The sequence below is a fragment of the Paenibacillus sp. CF095 genome, assembly GCF_900101225.1.
Lineage (GTDB): Bacteria > Bacillota > Bacilli > Paenibacillales > Paenibacillaceae > Paenibacillus.
This window is the reverse complement of record NZ_FMZN01000001.1, coordinates 3,516,629-3,530,432: the sequence shown is the minus strand read 5'-3', so window position 1 is coordinate 3,530,432 and position 13,804 is coordinate 3,516,629. Positions and strand designations below refer to the sequence as shown.

The following is a 13,804-nucleotide window of genomic DNA, read 5'->3' as shown; positions in this document are numbered from 1 at the left end:
ATGAGGAGGACTCGTAGGATGGCTGGAATTCTACAACGTAAGACATGGATATTGTCCACAGTAATCATTGTGGCGGCAGCCTGCATCATTCTATATGTAACTTCCGGCGCTGATGGAAAGAGTGCAAACATTCCACCTGGCAGTCTGCCTGCCATTGAAGTGGATGCAGTCTTGCAGCAGACCCGGCAGAAAAAGGGATACGAACAGTATCGATCCGGTACGGATCAGGCTACACAGCCGAATGTGGATATCACCATTGAAGCAGGAGATTACATAAAAGCCGAAGGTGAAGACGTCCGCAAACTGACTAATTATGAGGGAATGGAAGGGGTATCTCTCCATACCGGAGAGACCGGACAAGTCAATTGGAACATTAACGTGCCGGAGACCGGGCTGTATAACCTGTCCGCCATCTATTATCCCGTTGAAGGCAAGAGTTCGGCCATTGAGCGTGCATTGTACATCGACGGTGAACTTCCTTTTGCGGAAGCCGCCTATTTGCAATTTGACCGGGTATGGGCGAATGAGAAAGATGTCGTGGAGCAGGACAATCAAGGTAACGACCTTCGCCCGAGACAAGTGGAGGAACCTCGCTGGATGGAAGAAACGTTTCAGGACTCAGACGGGTATGAACAGGCTCCATTCAAGTTTTATTTGGAAAAAGGGGAACACACGCTAACGCTAAAATCATCGCGTGAACCCATGGTGATTCGATCCATTCGTCTTTTCAATGAGAAGACAGCCGTTCCTTACGCAGAGACTGCGGGGGCACAACAGTCGGATACTTCCGGGCAGCCGAAGGATGTACTTATTCGCATTGAAGGAGAAGCCGCAATTGCCAAATCTTCACCTACGTTATACCCGACCAGCGAAAGGTCAAGTTCTGCTGTATCTCCTTATAGCGCTTCCCAGGTACGCATCAATACGATTGGTGGCTTTAACTGGCGTCTGCCAGGGCAGTGGATTGAATGGGAAGTGGATGTGCCGGAGAGCGGACTTTATCATATCGGTTTTACCGCACAGCAGAATTTCGTCAAAGGCATCTATTCTACACGCAAACTGACCATTGATGGTGAAGTTCCGTTTGCAGAGATGGCGAAAGCACCTTTCCATTACCAAAGCGACTATCGCATTGACGTCATGGGCGGCAAGGAAGCATACAAGTTTCACTTGGAAAAAGGAAAACATGTGCTACGGCTGGAGAACAGCCTCGGTGACTTTGCACCCCTTATCCGCAATGTGGAGGACAGTCTGTACAACTTGAACTCTATGTACCGACGCATTCTGATGATTACAGGTACCAAGCCTGATGAATTCCGGGATTACCGGGTGGAGAAACAGATTCCGAACCTGCTGGAAGTGTTCAGTGGGGAAAGTAAACGACTCAAAGACGTGGCCGCACAGCTTCGTCTCCTGTCAGGCCAGTCCAGCGATCAGGAAGCCTTGATTAAGACGATGGCGCTGCAACTGGACGAGATGATTGACAAGCCAGATACCATTCCAAGACGGCTTGCGGCATACAAAACCAACACAGGTGGTCTCGGCACATGGGTGCAGCAGGCACGAGAGCAGCCTCTGGAGATTGACGCACTGTACGTCACTTCGATCGACCGTGATATTCCCGGAACAGGCATGGGACCACTCGCGAAGCTTGGTCATGAAGCCAAGATATTCTATCATTCGTTCTTCATTGATTATAACCAGATCGGCAATGTAGCCACTTCAGAAGATCAGCGCACGGTAACTGTCTGGATTGGTAGCGGACGTGACCAGGCGAATACGATGAAAGCGATGATTGACAAGACCTTCACACCAGACAGTGGCATTAACGTGAATCTGAAGCTGGTGAATATGGGAACCTTGCTGCCAGCGACCTTGTCCGGTGAAGGTCCGGATGTAGCGATGCAGATCGGCAATGATCTACCGGTGAACTTTGCGATGCGGAACTCGGCTGTAGATCTGACGCAATTCAGTGATTATAGCACCGTGGAACAGGAGTTCAGGGAAAGCGCGATCGTGCCATATGCCTATGATTCAGGCGTATATGCTCTGCCGGAAACACAAACCTTTAACATGCTGTTTTATCGTAAAGACGTGCTCGAAGAACTTGGGCTTGAAGTGCCTCAGAACTGGGAGGATGTCGAGGCTCTACTCGCGATTCTGAGCAAAAATCATATGGAATTCGGTATGCCGGTTGTGACCCAGGCGAATATGCAGGGGGTCAATATTCCGCCGAACTCGCAGTATGCAACGATGCTGCTCCAGAACGGCGGCGCCTTCTATCGTAACGATGACAAGGAATCGGATCTGGATTCCCGGATCGGAATTGAGACGTTCAAGCAGTGGACCGAATTCTATACCGATTACAAGCTGGAGCGGGAATATGATTTTGCCAACCGTTTCCGGACAGGACAGATGCCTATTGGACTAACGGATTACACCATGTACAACCAGTTGTCTGTATTTGCACCGGAGATTCGCGGACTATGGGGATTCGTTCCAGTGCCGGGAACCGTTCAGGCAGATGGTACCTTAAATCGGGACGTACCGGGTGGAGGCAGCGCAGTCATGATGCTGGAGGGTGCCAAGGATAAGGACGCGGCGTGGGAGTTCATGAAGTGGTGGACCAGTACACCGATTCAGGCTGAATTCGGACGGGAGATGGAAGGACTGATGGGTGCCGCTGCCCGTTATCCAACGGCCAACATCAAGGCGCTGGATTCCCTGCCGTGGCCTGCGGAGGATTATGCGAATCTCAAGGCACAATTCGAAACGGTGAAGGGCATTCCTGAAGTACCCGGTGGTTATTTTACAGGCCGCCATCTGTTCAATGCATTTTACAAAACTGTTGTTGGCCAAGTGGAAGCCAGGGAATCCATCATGGATTATACCCAATATATTCAGGACGAGATTCGAGTCAAGCGTAATGAATTTGGTCTTCCGTAAGCAGAGGGAGGGTTAATCGTGCCACAAATATCACTCCGAGACGGACAAAACAGTCCTCCTGAGAAAGCGTCAAGGATGGGCATGAAATCGTGGTGGAGCTGGAAACTCCAGGAAATGAAGGCCAGCAAACATTCCTATGTCCTGCTTGCACCTTACATGCTGCTGTTCGTCATGTTTACCGTGATTCCGGTTGTCATCTCGATCATACTCAGCTTCACCTACTTTAACATGCTGGAATTTCCACGTTTTATTGGCTGGCAGAACTACACTCGCCTGTTTCTGGAGGATGATGTATTCCTGATTGCAATCAAGAATACGCTGCTGTTTGCCATTATTACCGGACCAATCAGTTATATTGCTTGCTTTGTCTTCGCGTGGATCATTAATGAGTTAACACCGAAATGGAGAGCGTTCATGACGCTGATCTTCTACGCGCCCTCCATTTCGGGCAATGTGTATTTTATCTGGCTGATGATCTTCTCGGGAGATCGTTATGGTATTGCCAATGGGCTATTGATCAAATGGGGTTTTCTGCTGGAGCCAATCCAGTGGCTGAAGACGGAAGCCTACATTATGCCTATCCTCATTCTCGTGCAGCTATGGCTGAGTCTCGGAACCGGATTTCTGGCGTTTATCGCCGGTTTGCAGACGGTGGACCGGACATTGTACGAAGCAGGAGCGGTGGATGGGATTAAAAATCGCTGGCAGGAGCTATGGTACATTACCTTGCCTTCGATGCGTCCGCAGCTCATGTTCGGCGCAGTCATTCAGCTCACAACCTCGTTTGCCGTGGCCGATGTGTCGATCGCACTGGCCGGGTTCCCAAGCGTGAACTATGCGGCAGAGACGGTGGTAACCCATTTGATCGACTTTGGTACTACGCGGTTTGAGATGGGATATGCATCAGCAATTGCCACCGTACTGTTCATGATTATGGTGGGCACCAACTTGCTGGTACAGAAACTGCTTCGAAGGGTGGGAGAATAGCTATGGCTGCAATTGCGACAGGCAAAAAGCGGGTGAATCGCTCGCTATCGGGAAGCCTCTCCCTGTTTGCCCTTCTGCTCGTATTTGGTGCCTTCATGGTGCTGCCGTTGATCTATGCAATCAACAATGCATTCAAACCATTGGATGAGATTTTTACCTTTCCACCAACTTTGTTTGTCAAAAATCCCACGTTCAGCAACTTTACAGATCTGCTGAATCTGCTGAGTGACTCGTGGGTGCCGTTCTCACGTTATATATTCAACACGGTATTTATAACAGGCATCGGTATCGTAGGCCATGTGCTGCTAGCTTCCGCAGCGGCGTACCCGCTTGCCAAGCATAAGTTTCCGGGCAAAGTATTCATGTTCCAGGTGGTCGTACTGTCACTGATGTTCACACCTGCGGTGACGGCCATTCCGAACTATATGATCATGTCTTGGCTCGGATGGATTGACACGTACTGGGCTGTTATCATTCCGGCATTTGCCTATTCACTCGGGTTGTATCTGATGAAACAGTTCATGGAGCAGATCCCGGATGCACTGCTGGAAGCAGCCAAGATTGATGGTGCCAGTGAATACCGGATCTTTTGGTCCATTGTTATGCCTAATGTGAAGCCCGCGTGGCTCACATTAATCATCCTGCTGTTCCAGATGTTATGGGGCAGTGATGGCAATGGATACATCTACAGCGAGCAGCTCAAGACTCTGCATTATGCAGCAGGTCAGATTATTCAGGGCGGAATATCCCGGGCAGGAGCGGGTGCTGCGGTAGCACTGATTTTGATGAGTGTGCCGATCACGCTATTTATTTTCTCTCAGAGCCGAATCATTGAGACGATGGCGAGTTCGGGCATGAAGGATTAAGGGGGAACGATATGGCACGCACAGTGAAAAGATGGCTTGTTCTCCTGGCGGCAGTATCTCTGCTGCTGGTGAATGCCGTGCCTGCGGCGGCCTCCCCGGCGCCGTATGAGAGTTATAACTACAACTACTGGAAAGAGGCTGTACCTTCACCAGATGCCTATCTGCCCGAGCGTACGATATCAGGCCGTGACCTCGGCATTAGTGAGTTCAAAGACCCCGGTGATGTGAACGTTTCTCCCTCCGGGTTGATCTACATTTTGGATAGCGGCAACAGCCGAATTGTTGTATTGGACCCAGGCTTTAAGCTGCTGCGCGTCATCGATGGATTCATGATGGATGGTAGCAAGGAGACCTTTAACCTTCCAGGTGGATTGTTTGTAGATGAAGAAGAACGCATATATGTCGCCGATACAGGAAACAGTCGTGTGGTTGTCCTTGATGGAGAGGGGACGCTGATACAAACCATCACGAAGCCTGAGTCGGATATCCTATCGACCCAATTCCAGTTCCAGCCCTTGAAACTGACGGTTGATCATGTAGGCCGAGTGTATGTTGTGGCACAGGGAGTCTACGAAGGTATTATGCAGTTTGACGAGAGTGGGAAATTTATCGGATATGTCGGTACGAACAAAGTGGAGCGGGACTACGGCGAATATATCTGGCGCATGTTATCCACCAAAGCCCAGCGCGCACAGATGGTCCTCTTTGTTCCAACGGAGTTCTCCAATGCGGATATCGACCATAAAGGATTCGTGTATGCGACGAATATTGATCCCGGCTCGAATGAACCGATCAAGCGGCTTAACCCGTCCGGCGAAGATGTACTGAAGCGGTTTGGTTATTATGACGTCAAAGGCGATATCCGGTTCCGCAACAATCCGGGTCCCTCCAAACTGATTGATGTGAAAGTGCTGGGTAACGGCATGTACAGTGTATTGGATGCGACACAAAACCGGGTGTTCACGTACGACGATGAAGGTCATCTGCTCTACATATATGGTGGCAAAGGAAATCAGGTGGGCACGCTCAAAACACCTGTCGCGATTGAACAATCGGGTGAGCACCACTTGGTTCTGGATCGGGGCAAGAACAACCTTGTTGTCTATGAGCCAACCCGTTTTGGTGCCCGTGTGAATGAAGCGGTGGCACTCCACTATCGGGGCGAGGACACGGAGGCCGTAAATATATGGAGAGAAGTGCTGAAGCTGAATGCCAACTATGACATCGCTTATATCGGTATCGGCAAGTCCTTATTAATGGAGAAGAAAAACGAGGAAGCGCTAGGTTACTTTGAACTTGGGATGGATCGCAAGAGTTATTCTGTGGCGTTCAAGAGGCATCGGCGGGAGATGATGAAGGAACATTTTGGTACATTCCTGACCTCTGCGATCGCGCTGATTGTCATTCTGATCCTGACCCGGGTGGCGGTTAAATGGAGACGGAGGAGGCAGGTTGATCGTGAAGCAGGATTTCATTAAGTTTCCACTGCATCTCATTTTTCACCCCATTGATGCATTCTGGGACCTCAAGTCAGATAACCGGGGACGGCTGCTTGTTGCTTTTGCAGCATTGGCGCTTACCATTGTTATGATGATTTTGCAAAAGCAGTACGCAGGATTCCTCGTTAATTACATCGATCCTCGTACGATTAACAGCATCATCGAGATCGCCACGGTTGCGGTGCCATTCTTTCTATGGTGCACAGCCAATTGGGCTGTAACGACTTTGATGGAAGGGGAAGGCAAGTTCAGGGAAATCGTTCTGGCGACAGGATACTCGCTTATTCCGGTTATTCTGATCTATGCCCCAATGATCGTGATCAGCCGCTTCATGGTACAGGAGGAGACTGCTTTTTATTATCTTTTTAATAGCATCGCGTTTTTCTGGTTTGTACTGCTTCTGTTCATTGGCATGATGACGGTGCACCAGTACACGGTGATTAGAACGATCATTACGATGGTGCTGACACTCATTGTGATGGGCATTATTGTATTCCTTGGCGCACTGGTCTTCAGCATGCTGCAACAGCTGTACGAATTCGGTTATAACATATACCGCGAGTTGATTTTTCGGACCTAAAGGAGGCGGCATCCGTGAACAAAAGGCAACGATTATATACGGTGCTGGCTGGTGGTGCAGCTGTAATTATGATTGCAGCCGGGCTGCTGTATATAAACAACAGGGGAATTCCTGCCGTAGAAGCCGCGGCTTATCTGGATACGACAACCACAGCCATGCCCGTCACGGAGGACCCTTTGCAGTTCCTTAGCGACTCTTCGCAGGGTGTGCCTGGTATGCAGCTGGTCGCCGAGGATCAGGGATTGGCCCTGTACTATAACGAGGAGACAACGGAAATTGCAGTACGGGACGGGAAAAGTGGAGAGATCTGGTACAGCAATCCGAAAGAACGGGCTGAGGACAGTCTCGCTTCCGCATATGAAAAAGAAGTGCTGTCCTCCCAGTTGAACGTGTCTTTCCGGGATTCGATGGGCACACTGGAGAACTTTCCAAACTTCAGTTCGAGTATAAGCAACAAACAATTCACAGTGGGTCAGATCGATCAAGGAATTCGGGTTAACTATACACTTGGTGATACGTCACTTGGCATTGACGCGCTGCCTAAACTGATTAGCAAACAGCGTCTGGATGAGAAAGTGCTTTCCAAGCTAGATGTTACTGTCGCAAGGTACACATCTGCCCGATATTATCCAACCAAGAACAATCCGGATATTCTGGAACGGCTGGATGGACAGATTTCGAAGCAACTTGTGCTGAACAAGATGCTGGGTGCCTTTGAGACGGCGGGTTACACGGCGGACGATCTGGCTTTTGACAATCAGGAGAATGGAGTTGAAGGCGGGGGCGTATCCGATAAGCCCAGCTTTGTCATTTCAGTGGAATACCGACTGGAGCAGGGAGCACTTGTTGTGACCGTGCCTCTGAGCCAGATAGAGGAAAGTGGGCAATACCGCATTCGGAATATTGATTTGCTCGCTTATTTTGGTGCGGCGGATACAAAGGGCGAGGGTTATATGCTCGTACCTGACGGTTCCGGCAGTCTGATCCATCTGAACAACGGAAAAACCCAGGAAGAGCAGTATGTACAGCGTGTATATGGCGCAGACCCAAACGATAATTCGCTCAGTCGTCCTCAGGTGAGTGAATCCGCGTATATGCCTGTGTTTGGTCTGAAGAACGGGGAGAATGCCTGGTTTGCAGTCATTGAAAAAGGGGATGGCATTGCCAGTATCTCCGCGGATATTGGAGGCAGACAGAATAGCTACAACCATGTACACGCGACCTTCTCCCTGCGGGGGGAGGATGAGCTGGAGATGTACACCTCGCAGAAAATGCAGGAGATCCAGCTGCTTAGCGATGAGCCTTTCCGTGGAGACATTCAGGTTCGCTATCATTTCCTTCATGGAGAAGATGCCAGTTACTCGGGTATGGCCCGCCTATATCAGCAACAGTTGATAGAGCAGGATGTCTTGAAGCCGCTCGGAGAACAGATGGAGTTGCCGTTCTATGTGGATGTACTTGGTGCAGTGGACAAAAAGGCTTCGTTCCTAAGCGTGCCTTATCGGACCACTTTAGCCATGACGACGTACGAACAGGCCACCGAAATGGCGGCGAAGTTACAGCAAGAAGGTGTGAACCGCGTACAAATGCGTTATCAGGGATGGTTCGGCGGTGGCATCAGCCATCATACGCCAACCCAGGTGAAGTTGGACGGTGAAGTAGGCAGTCGTTCCGAACTTCAGGCGTTGTCCGCCAAGCTGGAGCAGTCGGGGGGAGCTTTGTTCCCGGATGTGGCTTTCCAGCACATTTATCACGATGATATGCGTTTTGCTCCTTCCTCGGATGCGGCGCGGTTTGTAACGAAGGAGACAGCAGAACTGTATCCATACAATCCTGCGCTTAATCGCATGGATCAGAGTAGGGACAGCTATTATTTGCTCTCAGCGGCCAAGCTTCCTTATGTAGTGAGTGAGTTTGCTGACAAATTCAATCAACTGGACCTCGGCGGATTATCCCTTCGTGATCTCGGGCAGGCCCTGACTTCAGATTACCGGGATAGTCGGGTGATTCATCGGGAGACGGCGAAAAACATTGTGAAGGAGCAGCTGGGAAAATTGGCACAGTCTTATCCGAACCTGATGATATCTGCCGCAAATAGCTACGCTTGGGGTAGTGCACAACATGTTGTGAATGTTCCCGCAGGGTCGAGTCGGTTCAATATTACCGATGAAGAAGTTCCGTTTTATGCGATGGTCATTCATGGATACATGAACTATGCGGCATCTCCGATGAACACATCGGGGGACCAGGATCTCCACAAACAATTGCTGCGTAGCCTGGAGCTGGGGGCAGCTCCGTATTTTCAATGGACATATGAACCATCTTCCCGGCTGAAACTTACGAATTATGATTCGGCCTACGCAACGGAGTACAGCTATTGGGTGGATGAAGCCGTTGCCTTGTATAAGCAGGCCAATGAAGTGCTGGGAAATCTGGCGAACGAGCAGATTCTCAAGCATGAACGCATTCAGGATGGCGTGGTCCGGATCATCTATACTGGCGGTACATCTATCCTTGTGAATTACAATGCGGATGCAGTTACCGTGGATGGAACAACAGTTGGCGGGACGGATTATGTGGTGGAAGGAGTGAGCCGATGAGAACCATTCGATTATCGCTGAAGTCACGGAGAGCTTTGCTTGGACTTGCATTTATATCGCCGTGGTTGGTCGGCTTCATCTTCCTCTTTGCCACACCGCTCCTGCAATCGATTCGGTTCAGTCTGAGTAATCTGTCCGTTGCTCCAGGCGGGTACGTTCTGGACTATGTCGGATTTAAAAATTTCAAGGATGCGCTTCTGGTTGATGCTACATTTAACCGAATTCTGGTCGATTCGGTTGGAGCGATGGTACTTAACGTGCCGATGATTCTGTTCTTCAGTCTGTTCACGGCGACACTGCTTAACCAGAAGTTCAGGGGCAGAACGATGGCGCGTGCGATCTTTTTCCTGCCGGTTATTCTGGCTTCCAGTGCAGTCGCAGCAGCTGAGTCTGCTGGATTAATCAATCTGATGGGGGATGCGAGTGCTGTCGATGCTTCAGCTGATGGCGGTGCTTCGTTCAATGTGGTGTCCATTGTACGGATGCTGGCGGATGTGGGATTGCCGATGGCTTATGTGGATTACATCGTTGAAGCCATCATGCGGATCTATGAGATTATCAGCAGCTCAGGCGTTCAGATTCTGATCTTCCTCGCCGCGCTGCAATCGGTACCGGGATCGATGTATGAGGTTGCGAAGATCGAAGGGGCGACAGCCTATGAATCGTTCTGGAAAATTACATTTCCCATGGTCAGTCCGTTGATTCTGACAAATGTCATCTATACGATCATTGATTCCTTTGCCGGGAGTCCGGTCACACAGGCTATCTACCAAACTGCATTCAAAACTCAGAACTTTGGTTTAAGCTCAGCCATGTCCTGGCTGTACACACTGGTGATTGGTCTTGTACTGATCGTAGTGGGCTGGGTGTTGTCACGACGGGTTCACTACAACTGACGGTTAACATTAAGGGAGGCTTCAGATTATGGCTGCATCAGGGACAGATCGCATGGTAGTAGTTCCTAAGCAGAATTATCACATGCAGCGGGTGCGAAACAAGACATCGGACCTTCTCTATTCCATATTCAGATATGCTTTGGTCATCGGCATTTCATTTATTATTTTGTACCCTTTATTTCTCAAAGTGTCAGTTGCGTTCAAGGATAAGCAGGATATCTATAATCCAACGATCTATATGATTCCTCAGCACGTTACATTGGATAATATCCGGCTTGCGGCGCAAGTGATGGATTACCTGCCTTTGCTCGCGAACACCTTATTGTTCGTTACGATTACAACGCTTCTGACAGCCATGTCCTGTGCGCTTGCCGGCTACGGCTTCGCCCGGTTTTCATTTCCGGGTAGCAATGTGCTCTTTGTGCTGGTGATTCTCACGATTCTGGTACCGACAAGCACACTTATGGTGCCGATGTATCTGCATTTCCGCAGCTTTGACTTTATGGGCATCATCCAGTTGTTCACGGGAAAGAATGGCATCAATCTGCTGAATACGTATTGGCCTTCCATGATTACGGCCGCTACAGCGGGAGGGCTGAAGGCGGGATTGTTCATCTATATTTTCCGTCAGTTCTTCAAGGGAATGCCGAAGGAAATCGAGGAGGCTGCTCTGATTGACGGCGCAGGCGGATTCAAAACGTTTGCCCGAATCATGTTGCCCAATGCAATCTCACCGTTGATTACGGTTATTCTGTTTTCATTTGTCTGGCAGTACAATGATACATTCTATTCGGCATTATTCATGAGTGAAAGTCCACTGATCTCGCTGAAGGTGGCTTCCTTGCCTGCTCAGGCGAACCAATTAATTCCGCAACTGATGGGCTTTGGCTCGAACTCGGGTATCAAGGCTGATCCGAATTACGTGGCCATGATCGTGGACACAGGCATTTTACTGGCGATTGCACCGCTGATTATTTTGTACTTATTCGTGCAGCGTTATTTTGTGGAGAGTATTGAACGTTCTGGTGTTGTGGGTTAAGCCAGTTGCTATATGGATCGCGGCATATTTGTGATCTCATGTTTTTTGTTTAGAGAGAGGGCTAGGGACAGGTAAACCCAATTGGAGGTGTAGAGATGACAGTGCGTGAGATCAGCAGTGTTCCGGTGAATGAAGCAGCGACACCTGAAGCGAGAGAACTAATGACGTTTCTGGTTGAGCGTTATGGAAAAGGGATGTTGTCAGGTCAGCAGGACTACAGCAATCTGAACTGGATTAATGAAAATACAGGCCAGAAGCCAGCTGTGATTGGCTTTGATCTCATGGAATATTCGCCATCAAGAACAGAGCGTGGTGCGGTCTCCCAGGAGATTCGGGATGCGATAGACTGGCACAAACAAGGCGGGATCGTGACGCTATGCTGGCACTGGAACGCACCAACGGATCTGATCGATGAACCAGGTAAAGAGTGGTGGCGGGGGTTCTATACGGATGCGACAACCTATGATATTGCCTCCGCGCTAGCTGATACTGAATCGGAAGCATATCGGTTATTGATTCGGGATATCGATGCGATTGCAGCCCACTTGCAAGAGTTGAAGGATGCGGGTGTACCTGTATTATTCCGACCACTTCATGAAGCGGAGGGTGGCTGGTTCTGGTGGGGAGCGAAAGGTCCTGAACCTGCCAAACAGTTATTTCGTTTGTTGTATGATCGATTGGTTCAAGAACATCAGCTGCACAATCTTATCTGGGTTTGGAACTCGGAAAAACCGGAATGGTATCCCGGTGATGATGTCGTGGATATTGTCAGTGTGGATGTATACCCTGAAGCAGGAGATCACAGCCCGTTGGCTGCGCGTTACACCAACCTGAGTGAGCTTGTGAAGGATAGCAAAATCATTGCTCTGGCCGAGAACGGCTCCATCCCGGACCCTAAGTTGATGAAGGAGCAGGATGTACACTGGAGTTGGTTCTGTACCTGGACAGGTGGATTCCTGAGAGATGGGACGCATAATGATGTGGCATTTTTGAAGGAAGTGTACCATAGCGCAGAGGTTATTACGCTCGATCAGTTACCGAAGTGGAGTTGGACATAGGGCTGTCATCTGATAGGATACTCAACTTACAAAAAGCGTCAGCAAGGCATGAGAGAATTATGCCAATGCTGACGCTTTTTATATGAAACGATCTCTTGCGAATGGATGCAAGTCTCGATGAATGAGCTAACTTGCTGTGCTGGATACCAAATCACTAATTTTCGGAAACAATGCTTCGTTAGAAGTGAACAGAATGTAGGATTGATTGGTAGTACGGATCAGGATGGTTTCGGAGGCACCATACGCTGCTCCTATTCGAACGGCTGATAGTTCGCTGCCACCATATGTATCGTCAAGGGTAACTGACGTAATGTTGGAGATGGAAATTTCAATTTTGGAAAACTGCCACCGGATGACCAGTTGATCTTCTATTTTTTTCACGTTAACACCTAACATAATACGACCTCCTTTTAAGCCTGCTGAAGATAAATACTTTTTATTAGTCTACCACTTATTGGGTAATATTTCCTTAATAATAGTGAATTTCCCCCGTTGCAATTGAAGTGCCCAAGGGTAACTTTATCCACGGGTAATATTTTGCTACAGATATTTCCATAAATGTTGACATGATGTACACTATGACTAACGAATATGGATACGGAGCGATTTGTTGGAGGTGGAGATTCGTATGACAGATTTGAACGCGTATCATTATTTTGAAAAAAGTCTTGGTCCTTTCCGAAATCTCTCCAGCCTGTCTAATGAAGAAGCCGAAACAGTTACCCAACAAATCCGTCATCAAGGCCGGAATTTTGCCAGTCAGCGATCAGCGGATTATATGACCATCCGAAGAGCGCTTGAACATAAAGCGTACGAGCAGTTTAAAGGCAAAGGCGGAACCCCCACTAATCCATATCCCCACTATATGACCCTTGGTGCATGTGAATGGCTGTCATCCTGGTATACCGAACCGGATCAAGTGATCATTGCGTGGGAAGATCTGTCTGCCGAAGTTGTAAGTTTCACCTATGGAGACCTCTTTCCAACAATGCGATATATGGATGATAAACCTTACCGTAAGCAGATATACACCAAGGGCGAAATCCTAGAAATTATTCAGGCTTATGGTTGGCCTCAAGAATGGAACCGTCAAGGCGATCAAGGTCCGGAACGATATATTGAAGTACAAGTATGGGATGAGCGCATTGTCAGACCCTATTGTTGAGATGAGCGGGTTTAGGGCGCATTTTCTAACGTTTCTAACAGGTGCAAAAAAGTGCAATTGCAGGAAATACGGGTGTTCGTTATAGTGAGTGAAAGCTTTGACCGGTCAGGAAGAATCTTCTTCAAGAGCCTGTCAAAGCCCCTTTTTTAATCGTTAATCCGATTAAGA

11 protein-coding genes are annotated in these 13,804 nt (G+C 48.9%); 10 read left to right on the top strand and 1 reads right to left on the bottom strand.

Annotation, left to right across the window (positions count from 1 at the left end; all coding sequences use genetic code 11):
- Nucleotides 1-18: 18 nt before the first annotated feature.
- From BLS69_RS15400 to BLS69_RS15360, 9 genes are all read left to right on the top strand, one after another.
- Entirely contained in the window at nt 19-2,946 is a 2,928-nt protein-coding gene (locus BLS69_RS15400) for an extracellular solute-binding protein (RefSeq protein ID WP_091032987.1), read from the top strand.
- 75 nt (nt 2,947-3,021) lie between these two features.
- A complete protein-coding gene (locus BLS69_RS15395) occupies nt 3,022-3,933 on the top strand; it encodes a carbohydrate ABC transporter permease (protein ID WP_091032984.1) in 912 nt (303 codons plus the stop codon).
- A 2-nt stretch (nt 3,934-3,935) separates the two neighbouring features.
- Nucleotides 3,936-4,799 (top strand): carbohydrate ABC transporter permease, encoded by an 864-nt coding sequence (locus BLS69_RS15390; RefSeq protein WP_017689719.1) that lies wholly within the window; start codon nt 3,936-3,938, stop codon nt 4,797-4,799.
- 11 nt (nt 4,800-4,810) lie between these two features.
- A complete protein-coding gene (locus BLS69_RS15385; RefSeq protein ID WP_091032981.1) occupies nt 4,811-6,277 on the top strand; it encodes an NHL repeat-containing protein in 1,467 nt (488 codons plus the stop codon).
- A complete protein-coding gene (locus BLS69_RS15380) occupies nt 6,258-6,878 on the top strand; it encodes a YIP1 family protein (RefSeq protein WP_091032979.1) in 621 nt (206 codons plus the stop codon). Before BLS69_RS15385 ends, BLS69_RS15380 begins: the two co-directional genes overlap by 20 nt.
- A gap of 14 nt (nt 6,879-6,892) precedes the next feature.
- Entirely contained in the window at nt 6,893-9,478 is a 2,586-nt protein-coding gene (locus tag BLS69_RS15375; RefSeq protein WP_091032973.1) for a DUF5696 domain-containing protein, read from the top strand.
- Entirely contained in the window at nt 9,475-10,374 is a 900-nt protein-coding gene (locus BLS69_RS15370; RefSeq protein WP_091032970.1) for a carbohydrate ABC transporter permease, read from the top strand. The genes BLS69_RS15375 and BLS69_RS15370 overlap by 4 nt, the downstream gene beginning before the upstream one ends.
- 28 nt (nt 10,375-10,402) lie before the next feature.
- Entirely contained in the window at nt 10,403-11,413 is a 1,011-nt protein-coding gene (locus BLS69_RS15365) for a carbohydrate ABC transporter permease (RefSeq protein ID WP_176872719.1), read from the top strand.
- Between the two features lie 95 nt (nt 11,414-11,508).
- Nucleotides 11,509-12,471 (top strand): glycosyl hydrolase, encoded by a 963-nt coding sequence (locus tag BLS69_RS15360; protein ID WP_091032967.1) that lies wholly within the window; start codon nt 11,509-11,511, stop codon nt 12,469-12,471.
- Nucleotides 12,472-12,597: 126 nt separating this feature from the next.
- Here BLS69_RS15360 and BLS69_RS15355 read toward each other — a convergent pair whose 3' ends face one another.
- A complete protein-coding gene (locus tag BLS69_RS15355; protein WP_091032964.1) occupies nt 12,598-12,867 on the bottom strand; it encodes a SunI/YnzG family protein in 270 nt (89 codons plus the stop codon).
- A gap of 232 nt (nt 12,868-13,099) precedes the next feature.
- On the opposite strand from BLS69_RS15355, the gene BLS69_RS15350 reads away from it, so the two are divergent.
- A complete protein-coding gene (locus BLS69_RS15350) occupies nt 13,100-13,636 on the top strand; it encodes a hypothetical protein (protein WP_091032962.1) in 537 nt (178 codons plus the stop codon).
- The last annotated feature ends 168 nt before the right edge of the window (nt 13,637-13,804 follow it).